The organism is Mesorhizobium sp. WSM4313 (genome assembly GCF_002294725.1).
In the GTDB taxonomy this organism is placed as follows: domain Bacteria; phylum Pseudomonadota; class Alphaproteobacteria; order Rhizobiales; family Rhizobiaceae; genus Mesorhizobium.
The window spans coordinates 66,199-88,569 of record NZ_NSFT01000009.1 but is presented as its reverse complement, the minus strand read 5'-3'; the positions used below and the strand labels follow the sequence as shown (position 1 = coordinate 88,569).

Annotated in this window: 16 protein-coding genes; 11 read left to right on the top strand and 5 right to left on the bottom strand. The window is 63.9% G+C overall.

What is annotated here, in order from left to right; all coding sequences use genetic code 11:
• Positions 1-578: 578 nt before the first annotated feature.
• Entirely contained in the window at positions 579-1,361 is a 783-nt protein-coding gene (locus CK219_RS20595; RefSeq protein ID WP_095768580.1) for a helix-turn-helix transcriptional regulator, read from the bottom strand.
• A gap of 110 nt (positions 1,362-1,471) precedes the next feature.
• Here CK219_RS20595 and CK219_RS20590 point away from each other — a divergent pair, with 110 nt between their 5' ends.
• The 10 genes from CK219_RS20590 to CK219_RS20545 all read left to right on the top strand — a co-directional run bounded on the left by CK219_RS20590 (position 1,472) and on the right by CK219_RS20545 (position 14,507).
• A complete protein-coding gene (locus CK219_RS20590; RefSeq protein ID WP_095768579.1) occupies positions 1,472-3,613 on the top strand; it encodes a hydantoinase/oxoprolinase family protein in 2,142 nt (713 codons plus the stop codon).
• Between the two features lie 14 nt (positions 3,614-3,627).
• Positions 3,628-5,823 (top strand): hydantoinase B/oxoprolinase family protein, encoded by a 2,196-nt coding sequence (locus CK219_RS20585; protein ID WP_095768578.1) that lies wholly within the window; start codon positions 3,628-3,630, stop codon positions 5,821-5,823.
• Between the two features lie 6 nt (positions 5,824-5,829).
• The gene (locus tag CK219_RS20580; RefSeq protein ID WP_095768577.1) at positions 5,830-6,336 is read left to right on the top strand and encodes an acetone carboxylase subunit gamma; all 507 of its coding nucleotides are present in this window, start codon (positions 5,830-5,832) and stop codon (positions 6,334-6,336) included.
• A gap of 8 nt (positions 6,337-6,344) precedes the next feature.
• Complete coding sequence (locus tag CK219_RS20575; RefSeq protein ID WP_095768686.1) at positions 6,345-7,115, top strand: glucose 1-dehydrogenase; 771 nt, start codon at positions 6,345-6,347, stop codon at positions 7,113-7,115.
• Between the two features lie 18 nt (positions 7,116-7,133).
• Positions 7,134-7,964, top strand: a complete 831-nt coding sequence (locus CK219_RS20570; protein ID WP_095768576.1) for an SDR family oxidoreductase — start codon at positions 7,134-7,136, stop codon at positions 7,962-7,964.
• A gap of 83 nt (positions 7,965-8,047) precedes the next feature.
• On the top strand, positions 8,048-8,986 hold the full coding sequence (locus CK219_RS20565) for an ABC transporter substrate-binding protein (RefSeq protein WP_095768575.1): 939 nt from the start codon (positions 8,048-8,050) through the stop codon (positions 8,984-8,986).
• A gap of 93 nt (positions 8,987-9,079) precedes the next feature.
• The gene (locus tag CK219_RS20560; protein ID WP_095768574.1) at positions 9,080-10,141 is read left to right on the top strand and encodes a betaine/proline/choline family ABC transporter ATP-binding protein; all 1,062 of its coding nucleotides are present in this window, start codon (positions 9,080-9,082) and stop codon (positions 10,139-10,141) included.
• Positions 10,138-12,234, top strand: a complete 2,097-nt coding sequence (locus tag CK219_RS20555; RefSeq protein WP_095768573.1) for an ABC transporter permease subunit — start codon at positions 10,138-10,140, stop codon at positions 12,232-12,234. Before CK219_RS20560 ends, CK219_RS20555 begins: the two co-directional genes overlap by 4 nt.
• Positions 12,235-12,490: 256 nt before the next feature.
• Complete coding sequence (locus CK219_RS20550) at positions 12,491-13,567, top strand: histidinol-phosphate transaminase (protein WP_245340557.1); 1,077 nt, start codon at positions 12,491-12,493, stop codon at positions 13,565-13,567.
• A gap of 22 nt (positions 13,568-13,589) precedes the next feature.
• On the top strand, positions 13,590-14,507 hold the full coding sequence (locus tag CK219_RS20545) for an allantoinase PuuE (RefSeq protein WP_095768571.1): 918 nt from the start codon (positions 13,590-13,592) through the stop codon (positions 14,505-14,507).
• A 27-nt stretch (positions 14,508-14,534) separates the two neighbouring features.
• Here CK219_RS20545 and CK219_RS20540 read toward each other — a convergent pair whose 3' ends face one another.
• The 4 genes from CK219_RS20540 to CK219_RS20525 all read right to left on the bottom strand — a co-directional run bounded on the left by CK219_RS20540 (position 14,535) and on the right by CK219_RS20525 (position 20,797).
• Positions 14,535-15,437 (bottom strand): SMP-30/gluconolactonase/LRE family protein, encoded by a 903-nt coding sequence (locus CK219_RS20540; protein WP_095768570.1) that lies wholly within the window; start codon positions 15,435-15,437, stop codon positions 14,535-14,537.
• Positions 15,438-15,506: 69 nt separating this feature from the next.
• Complete coding sequence (locus CK219_RS20535; protein WP_095768569.1) at positions 15,507-17,924, bottom strand: FAD-dependent oxidoreductase; 2,418 nt, start codon at positions 17,922-17,924, stop codon at positions 15,507-15,509.
• Between the two features lie 146 nt (positions 17,925-18,070).
• A complete protein-coding gene (locus CK219_RS20530) occupies positions 18,071-19,726 on the bottom strand; it encodes an ABC transporter substrate-binding protein (protein WP_095768568.1) in 1,656 nt (551 codons plus the stop codon).
• Between the two features lie 177 nt (positions 19,727-19,903).
• Complete coding sequence (locus tag CK219_RS20525; RefSeq protein WP_095768685.1) at positions 19,904-20,797, bottom strand: LysR substrate-binding domain-containing protein; 894 nt, start codon at positions 20,795-20,797, stop codon at positions 19,904-19,906.
• Between the two features lie 169 nt (positions 20,798-20,966).
• Between CK219_RS20525 and CK219_RS20520 the strand changes: the two genes are divergently transcribed.
• Positions 20,967-22,364 (top strand): MmgE/PrpD family protein, encoded by a 1,398-nt coding sequence (locus CK219_RS20520; protein WP_245340556.1) that lies wholly within the window; start codon positions 20,967-20,969, stop codon positions 22,362-22,364.
• Positions 22,365-22,371: the final 7 nt, after the last annotated feature.

Sequence of the window (22,371 nt, the reverse complement as noted above, 5' to 3'; positions counted from 1 at the left end):
CCACCCAGGCCGAATGCCGCGCCGTATCACAACCGGCAGAGCGTCAACATGATTTCTCTTCCGAGCTTACTAGCGATGAAGGTACGTCTCACCTCGGGCAAGGTCCGTCCGCGCAGTCAGTTCTTGTCGAGATCGAGAGATTTACAGCGACTAACCTGTAGGGACGTTTCCACCCCCGGAAGTCAAAGGATAAGCTGCGGTCGGCGAGTGGTGAATCGGCTTCTTTTGGCGAACCACTTCGTAGCCATTGATTTCTACCGACTATGTTAGTCGCTGAGGGTGTGAGGCTTCGAAAGAAAATCAATGGCCTAGCGGCTGGTTAGCCGACCCATATCCTTCGTATTCTGGCGAACTAGGGAGCGGCTTCTTTCCCACAAAAATGGTCGGAGGACGCATGTATGGACCATGACGGTATGAGCGCGGCTGGTTTGGGCCGCAAGCGGCCGGCAGCTTAGGGCAGCGAAACCTTCAAGAACGGACATTATTCTCGCATTGTGATCTGGCTCAGAAACGATATCCGGCCGCAAGAGCATTGAATCGATCCGGTTCAGCGATTCGCTGCTCCTGACCGATGTCAGCTACGCTGCTGGACCCAGATGTTGGAAGAACTGCAGGAACAATTCACGCTCGGTGGTGATGTCGAGCTTTTCATAGATGCGGCGGCGGTGGTTCTTCACCGTGCCGACGGTGATGCCGAGCCGCTCGGCAATGTTGGCGGTGGGATGGCCGGCGAGGATGAGCTGCACCAACTCGCGCTCGCGCGATGAAAGCTCGGGCCAGAGGCTTTCCGGAACTCTGGGCTTCTGCTGCGGCGAGGCGCCGAGACCACTGGGCGCCGAGGTGCGGGAGAAGTCTGAGCCGCGTGCTTTGATGTCCAGCGCATGCAGCGCCTCGAACACCGGCAATCGCTCGGTGAGCAGCGCGATCTCGCTGTCCTTGAACGACACCGTCGAGCGGTCGAGGAAGATGCCGAGGCACCAGTCGCCGCCATCGGCCAGCATGATGCCGACCTCGTCGCAGATTTCCGACTGCGCCAGGAAACCGGCTATGTACTGCCCGCGTTTGGCCTCCTCGTTGGCCAAACCTTTCAGCGGCATGATGCCTAGCCGGCGCTGGCTGCGCCACGAGGCATAGAACGGATCGAAGACGTAGTAATTGTCGAGATAGCGCCGCACCATCTCGTCGGAGAAGCGCCGGTGCTTGACGAATTCCGGCGTCTTGGTCGCCGAGTAGCGCGTCACCGTCACCAGGTCATGCGCGATGTCGGCGCCGATCAGATCGATCAGGCAGTCGACATGCCGGTCGGTGCCGGTGGCGGCGATAGCCTTGGCCAGCGGCGCCCAGATGTTGCCCATGCGCATGCCCTTTTCTCGGCGAACCCGGCCCAAGCGTCATTGTGTCTTTAGGCATATGGCGCGATCCGGCTTTGGGAATCTAGCCTGCGGTCACTCTCGGCAAGGGAAAGCGACCCGTGGACCAGATTACCACCAACCCAATCGTCATCGGCATCGACGCCGGTGGCACCATGACCGACACGATCCTTGTCGATCATGACGGCCACTTCAAGATCGGCAAGTCGGCGACCACTCCGAAGAACGAGGCCGAGGGCTTCCTCGCCTCCGCCGAGGATGCGGCCGATGCCTGGGGCATCTCGCTGCAGGACCTGTTCTCAGGCGTCAATGTCGTGCTCTATTCCGGCACCGGCATGCTCAACACGCTGTTGTCGCGCACCGGCCGCAAGCTCGGGCTGATCACCACCAAGGGCCTCGAGGACATGATCCTCATGGGCCGCGGCCTGCAGGCCTGGGCCGACTATGCCTATGCCGACCGCCTGCATGCGGTCACCCATCACCATCCCGATCCGCTGGTGCCGCGCCGCCGCACCCATGGCGTCACCGAGCGCATCGACCAGTTCGGCGACGTCATCCTGCCGCTCTACGAGCACGAGGTGCATGCGGCCGCCAAGAAGCTGATTGCCGACAAGGTCGAGGCGATCTGCATCATGACCATCTTCTCTCACGTCAATCCGGCGCATGAGAAACGCATTGCCGAGATCTGCCACGAGGAGATCGCCGCCGCCGGCGCCGACATCCTCGTCTACACCAGCCATGAGGTGCGTCCGGTCATCCGCGAGCAGTCGCGGCTGAACTCGGTGCTGATCGAGGCCTACGCCACTTCGCGCGGCCGCAAGCAGCTCAAGGGCATTGAGGACGTCTCCAAGAAATACGGCTTCAAATATGGCGTGCAGACGCTGCTCTCCTTCGGTGGCCTGACCTCGATCGACCATCCGCGCCTGCACGAGACGATGATCTCCGGGCCGATCGGCGGCATTCTCGGCGCGGCCTATGTCGGCAAGCTGATTGGCAACGACTCGCTGATCTGCTCGGATATGGGCGGCACGTCCTTCGACATGGGCGTCATCACGCGCGGCCAGACGCGGATCGAGAACGAGCCGCTGATGGACCGCTTCAAGCTCAACGTGCCGACGCTGCATCTCGACACGATCGGCGCTGGCGCCGGCATGATCCTGAAGGTCGACCCGCTGACCCGAAAAGTCTCGCTCGGACCGGAAAGCGCCGGTTCCGATCCCGGCCCGATCTGCTTCGCCAAGGGCGGCACCGAACCAACCATCGCCGATTGCGATGCTATCCTCGGCCGCTTGAACCCGCATTACTTCCTCGGCGGCAAGGTCGTGCTGCAGGTCGAGAAGGCGCGCAAAGCCTTCGAGGAGAAATGCGCCCGCGTTCTCGGCGTCGGTGTCGAGGAAGCTGCCGAAGGCATGATCGACATGCTGGAGGCCGACGCTAACAATGCGCTCCGCCGCGTCATCTCCGGCCAGGGCATTCACCCCTCGGAATTCACGCTTCTGTCCTATGGCGGCTCGGGGCCATTGCATCTCGCCGGCTGCTCCAGGGGCATCGGCTTCAAGGACATCATCACCTTCCAGTTCGCCGCAGCCTTCTCGGCCTTCGGCTGCACCACGGCCGATTTCATGCGCCGCCATTCGGTGTCGACGCAGATCGACATCGGCGCCCGCGCCAGCGATGACGAATTGCAGGCCTTTGGCAAGAAGGTGACCAATGTCTGGGACGATCTCACCAAGGCTGCGGTCGACGAAATGATCGCCGACGGCCACAGCCACGACAAGATCAAGACCGTGCCGTTCCTGATGATGCGCTACACCGGCCAGCTCGAGGACGTCGAGGTCATGGCGCCGCTGTCGGCGGTTCGCTCGGCCGACGACATGCGCAAGGTCATCGCCGAGTTCGAGGCGGTCTATGCCAAGGTCAACCACCGCGTCTCGCGCTATGGCGAGGCCGGCTTCTCGATCACCGAGCTCGGGCTGATCGCCACCGCCGACAAGGTCAAGCCGATGCTGGTCAAGCGGCCGCTCGGCAAATCCGATCCGGCGTCCGCCCACAAGGGCGTGCGCGAGGCCTATATCGGGGGCCGCTGGCACAAGGCGAATCTCTACGAGATGGACTTGCTGCAACCCGGCCACGAAGTTGTCGGCCCCGCCATCATCGAACATCCGGCGACGACGCTCGTCGTCCATCCGCAGGATCGCGTCCATGTCGATGAATGGACGCTGCTGCACTACACTCACGCTTGAGAAGGGCGAACGCCATGCTGGACAAACCCGCCTCTGCGCTGCGCATCCGCGAAAGGCTGCTCGAATCCGAACGGCTGATGGACGAGACCGGCTGCTATGACGGCATCACCGAGCTCAAGCTGCGCAACCAGGATCCGCTGAAATTCGAGACGCTGCACACCAAATTGCGCGCCTACTGCGTATCGGCCCGCGAGATGGCGCGCCGCATCTCCGCCTCGCCCGGCGTGCGCGAGGTCGGCGAGATGGTCGTCGCCATCTACACGCCGGAAGGCGATGCCATCGCGCTTTCCAACGGCATCATGGTGCATGTGCACACGATGAGCCGCTTCATCAAATGGATGATCCGCAACGGCTACGAGGAAAACCCGCAGATCCGTGATGGCGACATCTTCGCCAACAATGACGCCTTCATCGGCACCGTGCAGGTGCCGGATGTGATGGACGTGGTGCCGATCTTCCATTCCGGCAAGCTCGTCGGCTGGGCCGGTGCGGTCTGCCACGAGCTCGAAGCCGGCGGCATCACGCCGGGCGGCGACGTTGCGCTGGCGCAGGAACGTTTCACCGAGGGCCTCTTCGTCTGCGCCGAGAAGGTCGGCGAGAACGACGAGCTTCGGCGCGACTACGTCATCCGCTGCGAGCGCAATCTCCGCATGCCGATCTACTGGGTGCTGGACGAGAAGGCCAAGGTGGCGTCGTGCATCGACATGCGCGAAAGCGTCAAGGCGCTGATCGACGAGATCGGCCTCGACTACTGGATGCAGGTGTCGAAGGAATTCATCGAGGAGGGCCGCCGCGCCCAGCTCGCCCGCACGCGCCAGCTCACTGTGCCCGGCATCTACCGCGGCCACACCTTTTACGGCCATGTCACCGCCGGCAAGCCGGGCTACCAGCCGCTCGGCGATCCCGACTGGCTCTACAACATGCCGATCGAGATGGAGATCACCACCGACGGCAAGATCGTCATGGACTTCGAGGGCACGCAGCCCTGGGGGTATCATTCGATGAACTGCACGCCGGCCGGCATGGATGGCGGCATGTTCGTGACGCTGACCCAGCACATGAATTTCGAAGGTCTCGTCAATGACGGCGCCTGGATGGCGACCGAGCTGAAGCTGCCCAAGGGCACCTGGACCAACCCCGACAACGAGATGGTGGCGACGGCGACTTCCTGGGCGTTGCTTTTGCCCGCCTATGGCGTCTTCCAGCGGCTCCTGTCGCGCTCCTTCATCGCCCGCGGCTTCGTCGAGGAGGCCTTTGTCGGCCAGGTCAACAGCCCGATGATCGAGATGGGGGGCACCAGCCAATACGGCACGCCCTTCGGCATGGCGCATTTCGAATGCGCCGCCGCCGGGTCCGGCGCGCTCGCGATCAAGGACGGCTTGGACACCGCCTATGTCGGCTGGAACCCGGAATCCGACATGGGCAATATCGAGATCTGGGAACAGAACATGCCGATGCTCTATATCGGCCGCTCCATCGTCCCCAACTCCGGCGGCGCCGGCAAATATCGCGGCGGCTGCTCCTTCCTGTCGACCTGGCTGGTGAGCAAGACCGATCATCTCAGGCTGGTCACGTCCGAACATTCCTCGCGCGTGTTCGACAATGGCGGGCTTTGCGGCGGCTATCCGGCGCCGACCTGCCAGAAGCACCGCGCCGTGCGCAAGAGCAACATCTTCGAGCTGGCCGAAAATGGCGCGCCGCTGGCCCATCACACCGGCACCAACCCGTACCGCTCCGAACTCGAGGTCCGGCTGGAAGGCGAGCATGTGACGCTGGAAGGGCCTTATATCACAGCGCCGCATAAGACCGGCGACGTCTTCACCCATTCCTACAATGGCGGCGGCGGTTACGGCGATGTGCTCGAGCGCGATCCGGTCAAGACCGCCTGGGATGTCGAGAACGGCTTCCTCACCAAGGAGGCTGCCGAAGGCACCTTCGGCATCGTGCTCGATGAGGACGAGGAAGGCTTCCCGGTCGCCAATCTGGACGCCACCAAGCGCCATCGTGCCGAAATGCGGGCGCGACGTTTGGCTCATGCAAAACCGGTTTCGGAATGGATCGCCAGGGAGCGCGAAAGGGTGAAGGCGGCCGATTTCGCGCCCGAGGTGAGGAAGATGTATGTCAGCGCGATCAAGCTTTCGCCGCGCTTCACCAAGGATTTTTCGACCTTCTGGGATGTCGACGCCAAATCGACCTTCGGCGTGGAGTAAGGGACCATGACCTCATACAGCAAGGAAGTCATCGCCGACCTGGTTGCCGGCACGCTGCCCTGGCCGCAGACGCGCCGCATCATGAGCGCCTACAAGGACGACGACCGCTTCTTCAAATATGTCTCGGTGCTGCAGGACCGCGTCGGCTGGAGCGATCCGATCCTGCTTCCGGTCGGCGATCATCTCTTCATCTGCCAAAGCGGTGACGAGCGGGTGACGAAATGCGAATGCGGCCATTCCTTCGGCGACTATCGCAAGAACTGGAAGCTGAAGGCGGCGATCATCGTGCGCGATAGCGAGGAGACGCTGCGCGAGATCTACCCCAACAGCGATCTGCCGGATCCGGACTGGATGGAGATCCGCGAATTCATCTGCCCTGAATGTGGCACGCTGCATGAGGTCGAGGCGGCGGCGCCCGGCTACCCGATCGTGCATGATTTCGAGCCCGATCTCGAAGGATTCTATCGCGATTGGCTTGGCAAGCCGCTGGAGCCGTCGAACAAAGGAGGCTGATGCCGCAAATGGGCCGCGTCGCAGGTAAGGTGGCGCTCGTTACCGGGGCCGGTCTCGGCCTCGGACGGGCGTCGTCGCTTTTGCTGGCGTCGGAAGGCGCCAGGCTCGTCGTCAGCGACATCGACGAGGGCCTCGCGACCCACACGGCGGCCGAGATCGTCAGGGGCGGCGGCGAAGCGCTGGCTCTGCGCCATGACGTCTCGAAGCCCGAGGATTGGTCTGCCGCCATGGCGGCGATCGAGCAGCGCTTCGGGCGGCTCGACGTGCTGGTCAACAATGCCGGCATCGCCATCGCTCGGAACATCGAGGATACCTCTTTAGCCGAATGGCGGCGCACCATGGCGATCAACCTCGACGGCGTCTTCCTCGGCTGCCAGGAAGGCATCAAGCTGATGAAGAAATCCGGCGGCGGATCGATCATCAATCTCTCTTCCATCGACGGCGTCATCGGCGAGGCGGATCTTGCCGCCTACTGCGCCTCCAAGGGCGGCGTGCGCACCTTGACCAAGGCGGTGGCCGTACACTGTGCCGAGCAGCGCTACGGCATCCGCTGCAATTCGATCCACCCCGGCTATATCTGGACGCCGCAGACCGAGAATTATCTGCGCGATTTGGGCACGCTCGAGCAGGAGAAGGCGAAGGCGCTGTCGCGCCATCCGATCGGCTTCCTCGGCGAACCCAACGACATCGCCTACATGGTCCTCTACCTCGCCTCGGACGAATCGAAATTCGTCACCGGCTCCGAAATGGTCGTCGACGGAGGCTATCTTGCAGTGTGAACACGGAGCACGTTCGCGATGACCAACCTCACCGGCCGCAGCGCCATCGTCACCGGCGGCTTTTCCGGCATGGGTTTTGCCATCGCCACGGCGCTCGCCAAGGCCGGCGCCAATGTCGCCGTCGGCTCCTATGTGGCGCCGCCGCAGGCGGACAGGGCGGCGGATGCCGCCTACTATCCCGGCGCCGACGAGATCGAGCGCGTCAAGTCAGCGCTGGCTGCCCACGGCACCAAGGTGCACGCCGCCCATCTCGACGTGCGCGACAGCGCGCTCACCAATCTCTTCTTTGCCGAAGCCCAGGCGGCAGTCGGCCCGGCAGACATCCTGGTCAACGCCGCCGGCACCACGGCCGAGCAACCGGTCTGCGGCCATTCCGACGAGCTCTGGGACAAGATCGTCGACACCAATCTCACCGGGGCGTTCCGTACGACCCGCGCGGTCCTGCCCGGCATGATCGAACGCGGCTGGGGCCGCATCGTCAACATCGGCTCGACCGCGGCTTCCGTCGGCTGGAAGGACAATCCTGCTTACTGCGCCTCCAAGGCCGGCCTGCTCGGGCTGACGCGTTGCGTGGCGCTCGAAGGCGCGGCACACGGCGTCACCTGCGCCATGATCAGTCCGACCTGGGTCGAGACCGAGCTGATGCGCCGCAACGTGGCGCAGGTCGTCGAGCGCGAAGGCAAGGGCCGCAGCGCAGAGGAACTGATGGACGAGTTCAGGAAAGGCAATCCCCAGGGGCGCATGATGCAGCCGGAGGAAATCGCGGCGCTCGCCGTTTTCCTTTGCTCGGACCTCGCCAGGGGGATCACCATGGAAAACATCCAGATCACCGGCGGCGCCTTGTGGTAGCGTCGGTGGGGGGTGATGGATTCCGGTCTCGTGGGAGGAGACCGGCATAGACGGAAGGACGATCAACAGACAGGGGAACTGACATGAAAATAAGAAATGCCTTGCAAGGGGCCGGTCTTGGCCTCGCGCTGATGCTTGCCGCAACGACGGCCGGGCAAAGCGCCGATCTTGGCGCGAAGGACGAGCCGATCAAGCTCGCCATGCTGGAATGGACCGGCGCGCATGTCTCCACGCACATCGCAGGCCAGCTTCTGGAGAAGCTCGGCTATAAGATCGAATACGTCACCGCCGGCAATTTCCCGCAATTTTCGGGCCTCGCCGACGGCTCGCTCAGCGCATCGGTCGAGATCTGGTTGAACAATGTCGGCGACATCTATCCGAAGGTGCTGGCCGCCAAGCAGATCGAGGACATCGGCAAGCTCGATCTGAAGACGCAGGAAGGCTGGATCTATCCGAAATTCATGGAAAAGGTCTGCCCCGGCCTGCCGGACTGGACTGCGCTGAACAAGCCCGAATGCGTGCAGGCATTGGCGACACCCGAAACCGCGCCAAACGGCCGCTTCCTCGACTATCCGGCCGATTGGGGCTCGCGCGCGGCCACCATCCTTGCCGACAACAACATGCCCTACACCGCTGTGCCGTCGGGCTCCGAAGGCGCGCTGGTGGCCGAGTTGGAAGCCGCCGAAGCCGCCAAGACGCCGCTCATCATGATGTTCTGGGGTCCGCACTACGCGCTGGCCGAGAACGACGTGGGTTGGGTGACGATGCCGCCCTGCAAGGAGCAGACCAACGACCACTGCATCACGCCCCCCGACGTCGACAAGATCGTCTGGTCAGGCTTTGGCGCCAAATGGCCGGCGGCTTACGCCTTCCTCAAGGCTTTCAAGATGGATGCGACCGAGCAGCAGAAGATGATGCTGGCCGTCGACAAGCAAGGCAAGGATCTCGACGCCGTCGTCAAGGAATGGATCGACAAGAACGAGACGGTGTGGAAACCTTGGCTCGACGCCGCCAAGGGATAATTCGCCGATGTGCCTGGCAAAGGCTGAGGGCACCATAGGCCCGGTTTCCGCACTGCGCGGAGCCGGGCGGGCGATCGGCACGGGTGGTTAAGGATGAACACGGCCGCGCGTCCGATAAAGCTTGCCTGCCGAAATGTCTGGAAGGTCTATGGCCGGCGCCCGGCCTATTACTTCGACTCGCGCGGCTATATCATCGATCCCGATGCGCTGGCCGAGCGCCTGCGCGCCGAGGCGCACCTGCCGGCCGTGGTCGATGCCAGCTTCGAGGTGGCGACCGGCGAGATATTCGTCATCATGGGTCTGTCCGGCTCCGGCAAGTCGACCCTGGTGCGCTGCCTGTCGCGCCTGGTCGAGCCGAGCGCCGGCGAGATAGTGCTCGACGGTAGGAACCTGCTTGCCGCCAGCGGCAAGGAGCTGATCGAGCTGCGCCGCCACGCCATGGGCATGGTGTTCCAGAATTTCGGCCTGCTGCCGCATCTGAACGTGTTGGGCAATGTCGCCTTCCCGCTGAAAATTCAGGGCAAGCCGGCGAAGGAACGCGAGGCGCGCGCCCGCGAGATGATCGCGCTGGTCGGACTCGAAGGCCGCGAGGCATCCTTCCCGCACCAGCTCTCCGGCGGCCAGCAGCAGCGCGTCGGCATCGCCCGTTCGCTTGCGGTGGGGCCGGAGCTCTGGTTTCTCGACGAGCCGTTCTCGGCGCTCGATCCGCTGATCCGCAAGCAGATGCAGGATGAGTTCCTGCGCCTGCAGCGCATGCTGAAGAAGACTATCATCTTCATCACCCACGATATCGCCGAGGCCTTCCGGCTTGCCGACAGGCTGGCGATCATGCGGGCCGGCAAGATCGTGCAAATCGGCCGTCCCGCCGACATCGTGCTCAACCCGGCCGACGACTATGTCGCGCAGTTCACCGAGGACATGCCGCTGTTGCGCGTCATCACGGCCGGCGACATCGCCACGCCCGCCAATGGCGCGCTGTTGCCGGAACGAAGCGTCGTCGCCGACACCAGCCTCGAGGCGCTCATCCCGCAACTCGCCGCGGGCGCCACGGCCTTCACCGTTTCCGGGGTGGGTGACAGCCCGCCGGCGGTGCTCGACGCCAGCGCCGTGCTCGCGGTGCTCGAACGCGAGCAGGCAAGGCGCAAGAACTCATGACGGCGCCGGCCGCGGCATTTCGACCCTCATCGCGGTTCGTGGTGGAACCGGCGCTTCTGCCTTGGTGCGGCCTGGCCGTGCTGACGGCGCTTTGCCTGCTTCTCAAAACCGAGCTTCCCTGGCTGGTCAATTTCCCCAAGCAATGGACGCTGCCGCTGGCTACCTACATCAACGCCGTGACCGACATTGTCGTCGCCGTCATCCAACCAGCCTTCCGGGCGCTGTCCGCTTTGCTCGATGCGCCGATGCGCGGCGCGCGGCTGGCGCTCGCCTGGCTGCCCTGGCCGGCGGTGATGCTGGCGATCGCCGCCCTTGCGCTGAAGTCGGGCGGTGAGCGGTTGGCGATCTTCGCGCTCGCCACGCTCGCCTATATCCTGCTCGCCGGCTACTGGCCGCAGAGCATGAACACGCTGGCGCTGGTGCTGCTGGCGGTGCCGATCTCCACCGTGCTCGGCTTCCTGCTTGGCTTTCTGGGTTACGCCCGCCCGCGCTGGCGTCCGGTCCTGCTCGGCGCGCTCGACCTGATGCAGACGGTGCCGGCCTTCGCCTATCTCATTCCGCTCCTGCTCCTGTTCGGCTTCGGTCCGGTGGTTGGGCTGATCGCCTCGGCGATCTATGCGACGCCGCCGATGGTCCGCAACACCATGCTCGGATTGGACCGTGTGCCGGCGGCCATCAGCGAGGCCGGCTTGATGAGCGGCTGCACACGCCGTCAGCAATTCTGGCAGGTCGAGGTGCCGACGGCGCTGCCGCAGCTTCTCGTCGGCTTCAACCAGACGACCATGGCGGCGCTGTCGATGGTCATCGTCGCCGCCATTATCGGTGGCTTCGAGGATATTGGCTGGGAGGTGCTCTCCTCGATGCGCAAGGCCGAGTTCGGCCAGAGCATCCTCTCCGGCCTCGTCATCGCGCTGCTCGCCATCCTCATCGACCGCCTCACCATCGGCTTCGCGAAGGCGCCGGAGACCGGGCCGACGCCCGCCATGCGCTGGATGACGCCGCGCCGGTTGGCCTTGTCACTAGCGGGTGCGCTGGCTCTCGCCGTGGTCATCCGATTGGCCGCGCCAGATGCGGCGCTTCTGCCGGAAACCGGTCTGCGCACGCAGATGGGCGCCGTCAACCAATGGCTGCTGGCGCTCGTGCGCGACTACGCCTGGTTCTTCAACGGCGTGCGCAATGCGGTGCTCTACTGCCTGCTTCTGCCGATGCGCGTCGGCATTGCCGGCTCGGCGACGCCGGCAATGTGGGGCTTCACATTGCCATTTTCGGTGCTCGCCGCCTATCTCGTCCTGGTGCTGGCCTTGGCCGTGTTGGCGCTGCGCGGCTTCGGTTGGCGCGGGGCGCTGGCCGTGCTGGCCGCCGGCCTTGTTCTCTATACCGGCTTTCTCGATCTCCCCTGGCCTGCCTTCATCCTTGCCGTCGCGTTGCTTGCCGGCCAGGTGGCCGGGCCGCGGCTCGGTTTTTTCGCGCTTGTCGGCTTCGGGCTGATCCTGGTCAACGGGCTGTGGCCGCAACTGGTGCAGTCGCTCTACCTCTGCACGCTGGCGGTCCTGCTCTGCCTTCTGATCGGCGGCGCGCTCGGCACATGGGCGGCGCACAGCGATCGCGTCTCGCATATCCTGAAGCCGATCTGCGACGCGCTGCAGACGATGCCGCAATTCGTCTTCCTCATCCCGGCGCTGATGTTCTTCAAGGTGGGCGAGTTCACGGCGCTGATCGCCATCATGCTCTACGCCATCGTGCCGCCGATCCGCTATGTCGAGCACGGGCTGCGGCATGTCCGTCCCGATGTCGTCGAGGCGGTCGAGCAGATGGGCGCGACGCCGATGCAGACCTTGCTGCAGGCCAAGCTGCCGCTGGCTTTGCCGGTCGTCATGCTTGGCCTCAACCAGACCATCATGGCGGCGCTGTCGATGCTGGCAATCGCCGCGCTCGTCGGCACGCGCGATCTTGGCCAGGCAGTCTATGTCGCGCTCGGCAAGGCCGATGCCGGCATGGGCCTGATCGCCGGCCTGTCGATCGCCTTCCTGGCGATCCTCGCCGACCGGCTGATCCAGGCGGGCGTCAGCGGCAGGGCCGACGAAGTCAGCTGAATCTGACGCCCACAAGGCCGCGAAATCGATAAGTCATTGAAAAATAACATGATTAGCCCGGAGGCGCTGATAGCAGAGACTTCAGGCCGGCCTATGTGATCCAAGAAAAGAGCCTGGACATGGCCCCTCCCATGGGCCAGATTCCCGCAGTCATTGCACCGGCTAATTTTGCTTTGCGGCTTGGTCGCGGTGCCATAGCTTCCGTTCCGGAAGACCTTGCCGACAAATTTGGTCGCCAGACCTGCATGGATATGCCGTGCCTGTGAAAGCAACTACCCATGTCCAGGCCATGTCCGCTTTTGCCTTGGCGAATTTCGGTGGCTTCGACCGGCCCACGCTAGCCCAGAACGAGAGCGCCTTCCCGCCTAGCCCGAAGGCAATCGAAGCCGGCCGGGTCGCTGTGGCAGGCAGCCATCTCTACCCGGACCCGGACTGGACCTTGCTGCGCGACGCGATCGCAAGATCCTATGGGATCGAGCGTGATCTCATCCTGTGCGGCGCGGGTTCGATGGAGCTGATTGCCTGTACCATCGCGGCCTTCGCCGGACCGGGCGCTGACGTGCTGGGTACAGACTATGCCTATAATTTCGCCGCCTCGCCGGCCGCGCGCGTCGGGGCGACCTATGCCAAAGCGCAGGAGCGCGGCTTTGAGGTCTCGATCGACGCCGTCCTGGCGGCGGTGACGTCGGCGACACGTATCGTGTTCGTCTGCAATCCGGGCAACCCGACCGGCACGCGCATCAAGAACGCGGAGCTGCTGCGCCTGCGCGCGGCCCTTCCCGGCGACGTTCTCCTGATGGTCGACCAAGCCTATGGCGAATTCGACGATCAGGATCCGCAAGCCGTCTTCGCGCTGGCCGGGCGCGGCGACACCGTCATCCTGCGTAGTCTGTCCAAGGCATATGGGCTGGCCGGCGCGCGCATCGGCTGGGGCTTGTTCGCGCCGCGGATCGCCGCCGAGGTGCGCAAGATGCAGAACTCCAACCAGGTCTCGACGGTGAGCCTCGCCATGGCCGCCGCGGCGCTAGAGGACCAAGCCTATATGCGCGCAATCGTAACCCGCACCGCCGACATTCGCGACCGCTTCGCGCAAGGCTTGCGAGCCGCCGGATATGAGGTCCCCGAGAGCCGGACCAATTTCGTCCTGATCCGCTTTGCCGACGCGGCGGCAGCGGCCGCCGCCGACAGTGCCCTGCGCGGCGTCGACATTATCGTGCGCGGCCTCTCCGGTTACGGCCTGACCGACTGCCTGCGCATCACGATCGGGCCGCAGGAAGTCATGGACCGCGCGCTGCGTATCCTGGGCGCCCTGCGCGACCGGCAATGCTGGTAAGGGCTTCATCCGAGGGGATTTCATGACGTCAGACGCGCCGTATCTGCCCGCCCGCGATTTCATCGGCTATGGCGAGCGGCCTCCGCCGGCCGAGTGGCCGGGCGGCGTGAAATTGGCGCTCAACATCGTCGTCAATTACGAGGAAGGTGCCGAATACTCGATCGGCGAAGGCGACGGCGTTTCCGAAACGATCCTGTCCGACCTTGCCGTCGCGCCCGCCGTGCCGGGCCTGCGCAACCGCAACATGGAATCGCTTTATGAATACGGTTCGCGTGTCGGCGTCTGGCGGCTCATCTCGCTGTTCCGGGACAAGGGCGTCATCCCGACCTTCTACATTGTCGGGCGCGCGCTTGAGATCAACCCGGCGGCTGGCAAGGCGATCGCAGCACTTGGCAGCGACATCGTCTGCCACGGCTGGCGCTGGATCGACTACGCCCCGCTCAGCGAGGAGGAAGAGCGCCAGCACATCGCCATGACGGTGGACACGGTGCGAAACATCACCGGCATCGATCCCCTCGGGTGGTACACCGGCCGGCCAAGCCTCAACACGAGAAGGCTGGTAGTCGAGCATGGCGGCTTCCTGTTCGACTGCGACGACTACAATGACGACCTGCCCTATTTCGTCGATGTCGGCGCCAAGCGGCACCTCGTCGTGCCGCACAGCTTCGACAACAATGACAGCCGCTTTTCGCGCGGTTCAGGCTTGGAGACCGGTAGCCAGTTCTTCGACTATGTCAGCGACGGCGTCGACTGGCTGCTGAAGGAAGGCCAGAAGACCCCGCGCATGATGACGGTGTCGCTGCATTGCCGGCTGGCGGCGCGGCCGGGGCGAATGGTCGGGCTGGATCGCTTCCTCGACAAGATCACCGCCAATCCCGACATCTGGGTCTGCCGCCGCTCCGACCTCGCCCGCCACTGGCTGGACCGGTTCGGCGGCTAAGCCACCGAGCCGTTACCAGCGAAGTCTCTATTTATTCGGCACCTCATAGACCTTGCCGTGCCAGGGTGCTGCATCGATCTGGTCGAGCGCCATCACATAAAGCACCTTCTCGTCCGGTCCGAAGGCGAAGTTCGGCATCGACGGCGACGGCACCGAAAGCGTGCGCAAGAGCTTGGCGTCTTTGTCCACGACGATGATCTTGCCTGGCGAGTCGAGCGAGCGCGGGCTCTGGCCGATATACATCTCGCCTTCTTTGTCCATCTTGATGCCGTCGGGCCAGATATGCGGCTGGTTCGGGAACAGATCGTCGAGCCGCAGGAACACGCGGCGGTTGCTCAAGGTGTGGTCGGACGAAACGTCGAACTCGATGATCCGGTTGTCCTCGGTCTCGACCAGATAGAGGATCTTGCCGTCATTCGACATGACAAGGCCGTTGGCATTGTGCAGGTCGCCGGCGACCTTCTTCACGCTGCCGTCCTTGCCGATGTAATAGGCCGAAGCGTCGATCAGCGGACCGCCCTTGCCGGAGCCCGTGAAATAGACGCCACCATCCTTGTCCGGCGCGAAATCGTTCGGTCCGATGAACGGCTTGCCGTCCGTGTCCTTGTCATAGGCAGGCAGCGTCTTGCCGTCGGCCGAGATGCGGCCGATCGTGTTGTTGTCGTAGCAGGTGACGAGGAACTCGCCGGTGGTGGTCGGCAGCACGGCCGAGGGGCCGCAGCCATCCATCTTCCAGAAAATGTCGTTCTTCTTGCCGTCCCAGACGGTGACCGTGCCGCGGCCATATTCGACGTAGAACAGCTTGTCCTGATACCAGCTCGGACCTTCGGCGAACCACGCGTCGTCGTTGACCACCTTAACGTCGGCCGCCTGCGCGGCGGACGTCAGAACCAGGGCAAGCATCGTGCCCAGCAAATGCCGTTTGATCATGCGATTCCCCTTTTGTTTTCGTAGTTGAGGCCCTCTTCGAATTTCGTGCGCTTCCAGCGGCTTGGCGACTTACGACCGCAGCCGCTTGCCCTCCGGGTCGAAGGGCGGATGCGCGAGCAGCACCGCATCATGCGGCCGCCCGAGGATGGCGACAGTCACCTTGTCGCCGGCCTTGGCGGTTCCGGCCTTGACGTAGCCCATCGCCAGCGACTGAGCGACGAAATAGCCATAGGCGCCCGATGACACCTGGCCGATCGGCGTGCCGTCCGGCAGGAAGATCGGCTCGCCGCCGGTGGCGTCCGCGTCCTTGGCCGACACGGAAAGCATGATGAGTTCATCCCGCGCCGGCTTGTCGGCGACGGCGAGATAGGCGTCGCGGTTGAGGAATTGCTTGTCCGTCTTGATCAGGCGATCGAGCTTGACCTCCTGCGGCCAGTATTCCGGCGAGTATTCGCGGCTCCAGCTGCCATAGCCCTTTTCGACGCGCAGCGACATCAGCGCCCGTGAGCCGACCGGCCCGGCGCCGACTTCCGCGCCCGCCTTGAGCAACGCGCGGTAGAGCTCGACCTGGTCGGCCGACTTGCAGTGCAGCTCCCAGCCGAGATCGCCGGTGAAGGAAACCCTCAACGCCACGACGTCGACGCCGGCGACGGTGATCTGCCGCGAGCGCATGAACGGGAAGGCATCGTTCGACAGATCATCATTGGTGAGCCGCTGCAGGAGCTCGCGCGATTTCGGGCCGGCGACGTTGAAGCCGCCGAGATCCTCGGTACGCGAGCGGAAGCTCGTGCCTTCCGGCAGCGGCACCGATTTGAAGAAGCGCTGGTGGAAGCGTTCGGCCATGCCCGAGCCGATCACCATGAACTCGTCTTCCGCCAGTCTGGTCACGGTGAAGTCGCCGGCAATGCCGCCGCGCTTGCCGATCAGCGGCGTCAGGCAGGAGTTGCCGACCTTGATCGGCATGCGGTTGGCGAAGAGCGCGTTCAGCCAGGCCTCCGCGCCCGGACCCTTCACCTCGTATTTGGCAAAATTGGAGATGTCGATGATGCCGGCATACTCGCGCAGCATACGGGCCTCGCGGCCGACCGGCCCCCACCAGTTCTGCCGAGTGAAGCCGATCGTTTCCTCGCGCGGCTCGCCTTCGGCCGCGAACCACAGCGGATGCTCCCAGCCGAAGTTGAGGCCGAACACGGCGCCCATCTCCTTCTGCATCTCGTAAACCGGCCGTGTCCGCACCGGACGGCCGGCGGCGCGCTCCTCGTTCGGGAAATGGATCTTGAAACGGTGGCTGTACTGGTCCTGCACGCGCGCCTTGGTGAAGGCCTTGCCGGCCCAATGGCCGAAGCGCGCCATGTCCCAGCCGAACATGTCGAGCGAAGGCTCTCCCTCGATCATCCACTCGGCGGCGAGCTTGCCCATGCCGCCTGATTGCGAGAAGCCGGGGATAATGCCGTTGCAGCAGAAATAATTGCTGAGCTCCGGCGCCGGTCCGAACAGCACCGCGCTGTCGGGAGACCAGATCATCGGACCGTTGATCACCTTCTTGACGCCGGCGGCCGCGACCGCCGGCACGCGCTGGATGGCGCGCATCATGTTTTCCTCGATGCGGTCGAGATCGTCGGGAAACAGCTCATGGCCGAAATCCATCGGCGTGCCGTCCTCGGCCCAGAATTTCATGTTGCGTTCGTAGGCGCCGATCAGCAGCCCCAAACCTTCCTGGCGCAGATAATATTCGCCGTCGCGATCGGCGACCGATGGCAGCCGCCGTCCTATCGAAGCGATTTCCGGAATGGTTTCGGTGACGAAATACTGATGCTCGGTCGGGATCAGCGGCAGTTGCAGCCCGGCCATGGCGGCGACCTCCCTGCCCCACAGGCCGGCGGCGTTGACTACCCATTGGGTGCGGATATCGCCCTTTGGCGTGCGCACGATCCAGCTGCCGTCCGCTTGCGCCTCGGTCGCCGTGACCGGGGTGAAGCGATGGATTTCCGCGCCGCGCTGCCGCGCCCCTGCGGCGTAAGCCGCCGTCACGCCCGACGGATCGACATTGCCGCCCTCCGGCTCATACATGACGCAGCGAATGCCGTCGAAATCGACCAGCGGATGCAGTCGCTCCGCTTCGTCGCGACCGACCTCGTAGAAGTTCATCTTGTAGCGCCGCGCCTTGGCTTCCTGCAGCCGCAGCTGATGCTCGCGGGCCTCGGTCTGGGCCAGATAGAGCGAACCCGGCTGGAAGATACCGCAGCCCTGGCCGGTCTCCGCTTCCAGCTCCTTGTAGAGCGCCATCGTGTAGTGCTGCAGCCGGCTGATATTGGTGGAATCATGCAGGCCGTGGATGTTGGCGGCCGCGTGCCAGGTCGAACCGGAGGTCAGCTCGCTGCGTTCCAGAAGCAGGACATCCGTCCAGCCGAACTTGGCGAGATGATAGAGGATCGAGCAGCCGATCAGACCACCGCCAATGACAACGGCTTGTGCATGAGTACGCATATCGAGATTTCTTCCCTTTGTTCGGCGACTTTGCTTCGCGCTCTTTGGCAGCGCTTTGGCATTTCAATTAGCTGACTGATCGGTCGCAGTCGCCAGCGAATTCAGGGGCGCAAACCGCGCCCCTGAATGGTGTTTGAGCTGCCGGTCTAGGCCCTATCCAACCAGACCTTGTCGAGCTGCAGTTCGAACGTCTGGTGCATGCCGAGGTTCTTCACATAGGTGGCGTGGTGGCGGTAGAGCGAGCGCCAGAACGCTTGGACCAGGATGCCGGAGTCCTGCAGGATGAACTCCACGTCCTTCATCAGCTCCTTGCGCTTGGCCGGGTCGGCAATGGCCATCGCCTCGTTCAGCTTCTTGTCGAACTCCGGATTGGCGTAGCCGGACTCGTTCCACGCTTCACCGCTGCGATAGGCGATCGCCAGCACCTGCACCCCCAGCGGCCGCATGCCCCAGTCGGTGGTCGACCACGGATATTTCGTCCAGTCGTTCCAGAACGAGGAGCCCGGGATGATGGTGCGCTTGACCTTGAATCCGGCGTCGCGCATCTGCGCAGCGACGACATCGGCCGGGTCCTTCACATAGTCGGCGTCGTAGGAGATCAGCTCGAACTCGTGATCCGTCAGGCCGGCCTCGGCCATCAGCGCCTTTGCCTTGGCCAGGTCGCGCGGGACTTTGGGCAGTTCGTAATATTCCGGATGGATGGGGCAGACATGGTGGTTTTCAGCGACTTGCCCCAAGCCGCTATAGCCGAGTTTCAGCACCGTCTCGTTGTCGACCGCAAGCTGGATGGCGTTGCGCACGCGCTTGTCGTCATAGGGCTTGTTGGTCACGTTGGTGCGCAGCACGATCGTGCCGGCGGTGACAACCTGCTCCTTGACCAGGCCCATGCTGTCATAGAGATCGACCGTGCCGCCGACCGTCTGGTAGTTGCAGTCGATCTCGCCGGCCTCGAAGGCGCTGCCGATGGCGGGGTTGGATGCGTCCGATCCGTAGTCGATCCAGTCGACGCCGTCGAGATAGGGCTCGCCGCCGAACCAGGTGAAATCCTTGCGCCGCCGCACCGAGGCGGACTCGCCGACCTTGTAGGAGATCAGCTCATACGGGCCGGTGCCGGGCGTCTTCAGCATATTGGCGCCGTTCTTGTCGAAGTCGCGATGGACGATGACCGCCGGATAGTCGGAGAAGCCCGGGATGATGGTGACGTCGGACTGATTGCATTTCAGCTTCACCGTATGGTCGTCGAGCTTGGTGATGGCGCCTTTGGTAGCTTTTTTCGTGGCGGCGTCGATCAGCGAGCCCATGCGCCCGGCCATCGAGTTGCCCTCGGCCGCCTTATCGCACCAGCGCTCGATGTTGTAGACGATGTCGTCGGCGTTGAAGTCGTCGCCATTCGACCATTTCACGCCCTTGCGCAGATGCAGCGTGTATTCGGTGGCGTCGTCGCTCACCTCCCAGCTCTCGACCAAATGGCCCTCGAAGGTGAAGTCGGTGGTGTAGCGGATCATGTAATCGTTGCACTGGCGCATGACATTGGCGATTTCCGACCAGTCCCAGGCGCGCGGATCCTTCATGTCCTTGATGATCATCTGCATCTTCAGGATGCCGCCCTTCTTGCCGGGCACGGCTGCCGAGGCCTTGGCCGGCTCCATCCCTGCCATCGCATAGGCAAGCGCCGTTGAAGCACCCATCACGCTTGCCATGGCTAGGAATTCGCGGCGGTCCATCCGCCCGCCTTTGACTTCAGCTGCGTAGCTTTCGATGACCGCCGGCACGCGGTCACCGTTGCTCTTGAACATTGTCATCGTTGTTCTCCGGTTCAGGGCTTTCCGCCCGTTGCATTCCCCTTGCGGCTCAGCATGTTAGGGGTGATGCAAAAATCGCGGAAGGGCTCGACCCTTCACAAACCGCAGAAAACCGGCCCTTGAGGCCTAAAAAAACAATGGCATTGGCTAGCTAAATTTTTGAAGGAGCGGATAGCCCTATGGTCGGGCGGCGTCTTCCTTGGCCCTGGACAAGATCCATTCCCTCACTGTTCGGGCGATATTTCCCTTCGAAAGCTGGCTCTCGGTGAGATAGTAATTCCAGGGACTTGGCGGCCGCACCGGAAACGGCTCGACGAGAAGCCCGCGGCGCATATAGGCATGCGCCAGCGAGCGCTGCGTGGCAACGAGCCCCGCCCCCATCGCGGCGAGCTCGAGCGCGATGTTGGAGGCGTTGGTCGACAGGCCCTTGTCATGGTCCTCCATGTCAACGCCGAGCGCCTCGGTCACCGCCTGCCAGTATTCCTGGCGGCCATGCACGAAGATCCAGTCCACCTTTAGCATGTCCTGCGGCGTCTTCAGCGCATGCTCGCCCTCGAGCAAGGCAGGGGCGCAGAGCAGCACCAGTTCGTCGTTCCAGAGCGGGATCGCCGCCGGCGGCCTGTCATCGAAACGCCGCGTGGAGATTGTGATGTCGGCGATCTGCTCGTTCAGATCCTCCCAGATCGTGCCGTGCAGGACGATCTCGATCTCAGGATGCCTCTTGCGGAAGGCGGCCATGCAGCCCGCCAGCCAGTTTTCCGCAAGGCTCATCGGGCACGAAACCACGACTGTCCGGTTGCGAGAGGACGCGACGATCGCCTCAGTCGCCTGGTCGATCTGATCGAGCGCCTGGCGCAAGGTCGGCAGGAACGCCTCCCCCATCTCGGTCAACTTCAGGCTGCGCGGATAGCGGATGAACAGCTGCCGGCCGATATAATGTTCGAGCGCGCGCACATGCGTGCTGACCGCGGCTTGCGTGTAGCCCAGTTCCTTGGCAGCGGTGGTAAAGCTCAGATGCCTGGCCGAGCTCTCGAACGAGCGGATATAGTTCAAGGGGGGTGGCGGCTTCATCCCGGTCTCCTGTTCCACAGTTGCCTAGCTATCGCATGGGCAACCGGGCGTTCAATCGCAGACAAGCGACATGGCATCAATATTTTTGGCCAAAGCCGCCAAACTAATCGCGTGCCTGCGCGATGAACCCAATTTAATGATGTTGTGAGAAGACAGGGGAGATAAGCGCGTGGCTGTGCCGTCATACCGGCGTGAGGGGCCTGTCGTCAGTTCCGACACGTTCACACGCCTGGCCGATTTCGTGCTGCGGCGTCCAGCTTCCGTCTTCCCTCAGCCGGTGCTCGAACAGGCCCGTTACCTCCTGCTCGACACGCTGGGCATCGCCGTTGCGGCAGGACCGATGGAGGCAGGCCGCATCGCCCGCGACGCCGCCGTCCTGCTCTATGGCTCGGGCGACCCGCAATATTCCGCCCGCATGCTGTTCGACGGACGGCGCGCCAGCATTGCCGGCGCGGCCTATGCCGTCGCCACGCAGATCGACAATCTCGACGCCCACGACGGCTACAGCCCCACCAAAGGCCATATCGGCGTGGCGGTCGTGCCGGCGCTTGCAGCACTGGCGGAGGCGAGGCCCGGCCTCACCGGGCCGGAGGCGCTGGCGTCCCTGGTCGTCGGCTACGAAGTCGCCGGCCGGGCCGGCGTCGCCTTGCATGCGACGGTGAGCGACTACCACACCTCCGGCGCCTGGAATGCATTGGGCGTGGCGGCCGTGGCGGCACGCTTGCGGCGGCTCGACGAAACGCAACTGCGCGAGGCGCTGGGCATTGCCGAGTATCACGGCCCGCGCAGCCAGATGATGCGCGAGATCGCCACGCCAACAATGCTGCATGACGGCTCCGGCCTCGGCGCTCTCGTAGGCCTCTCCGCGGCGGTGCTTGCCGAACGTGGCTTCACCGGCGCGCCGGCGATCACGGTGGAGGCGCCGGAGGTCGCGGCGCATTGGCAGGATCTCGGCGTCTTCTGGCAGTCGCTCCATCAATATGTAAAGCCCTACCCGATCTGCCGTTGGGCACATGCGGCCATTGATGCCGTGCGTGGACTTTGCCTGGCGCACAACCTTGCCCCGTCCGACATCGGCCATGTCCAGGTCAACAGCTTCCACTATGCCACAACGCTGTTCGACGGCATGCCGGACACGACCTCGAAGGCGCAATACAGCCTGCGCTTCGCCGTGGCGACCTTCATCCTCCATCGGCGCATCGGGCTCGAGCATATTTCCGGCGCCGGGCTCGTGGACGCCACGGTCGCGGACATGCTGACGCGCATCACCGTGACCGAAACCGAACGCCACAGCGTCCGCTTCCCGGCCGGCCGCTGGGCCGACGTCGTCATCACGACGACGGACGGACGTGTGCTGGCGTCCGGCGACGTGCATGCGCGCGGCGGCCCGGAAGCGCCGATGACCAGGCAGGACGTCGAGGCCAAATACATGGAGTTCGCCGCGCCCGTGCTCGGATCTAGCCGCGCCGCTGCGATCCGCAACGCGGTGCTTTCGCTCGACGACCGCAACAGCCGCTTCTCCGATCTCTCGGCGCTGCTCTACGATCCTCCCAAGATTTCGAGCTGAGCCCGCA

Excerpts from the sequence above, each read along its gene's own strand:
- CK219_RS20595 (WP_095768580.1), bottom strand. The coding sequence starts at position 1,361 with ATGCGCATGGGCAACATCTGGGCGCCGCTGGCCAAGGCTATCGCCGCC.
- CK219_RS20585 (WP_095768578.1), top strand. The coding sequence starts at position 3,628 with ATGCTGGACAAACCCGCCTCTGCGCTGCGCATCCGCGAAAGGCTGCTC.
- CK219_RS20580 (WP_095768577.1), top strand. The coding sequence starts at position 5,830 with ATGACCTCATACAGCAAGGAAGTCATCGCCGACCTGGTTGCCGGCACG.
- CK219_RS20575 (WP_095768686.1), top strand. The coding sequence starts at position 6,345 with ATGGGCCGCGTCGCAGGTAAGGTGGCGCTCGTTACCGGGGCCGGTCTC.
- CK219_RS20570 (WP_095768576.1), top strand. The coding sequence starts at position 7,134 with ATGACCAACCTCACCGGCCGCAGCGCCATCGTCACCGGCGGCTTTTCC.
- CK219_RS20565 (WP_095768575.1), top strand. The coding sequence starts at position 8,048 with ATGAAAATAAGAAATGCCTTGCAAGGGGCCGGTCTTGGCCTCGCGCTG.
- CK219_RS20560 (WP_095768574.1), top strand. The coding sequence starts at position 9,080 with ATGAACACGGCCGCGCGTCCGATAAAGCTTGCCTGCCGAAATGTCTGG.
- CK219_RS20555 (WP_095768573.1), top strand. The coding sequence starts at position 10,138 with ATGACGGCGCCGGCCGCGGCATTTCGACCCTCATCGCGGTTCGTGGTG.
- CK219_RS20545 (WP_095768571.1), top strand. The coding sequence starts at position 13,590 with ATGACGTCAGACGCGCCGTATCTGCCCGCCCGCGATTTCATCGGCTAT.
- CK219_RS20540 (WP_095768570.1), bottom strand. The coding sequence starts at position 15,437 with ATGATCAAACGGCATTTGCTGGGCACGATGCTTGCCCTGGTTCTGACG.
- CK219_RS20535 (WP_095768569.1), bottom strand. The coding sequence starts at position 17,924 with ATGCGTACTCATGCACAAGCCGTTGTCATTGGCGGTGGTCTGATCGGC.
- CK219_RS20530 (WP_095768568.1), bottom strand. The coding sequence starts at position 19,726 with ATGACAATGTTCAAGAGCAACGGTGACCGCGTGCCGGCGGTCATCGAA.
- CK219_RS20525 (WP_095768685.1), bottom strand. The coding sequence starts at position 20,797 with ATGAAGCCGCCACCCCCCTTGAACTATATCCGCTCGTTCGAGAGCTCG.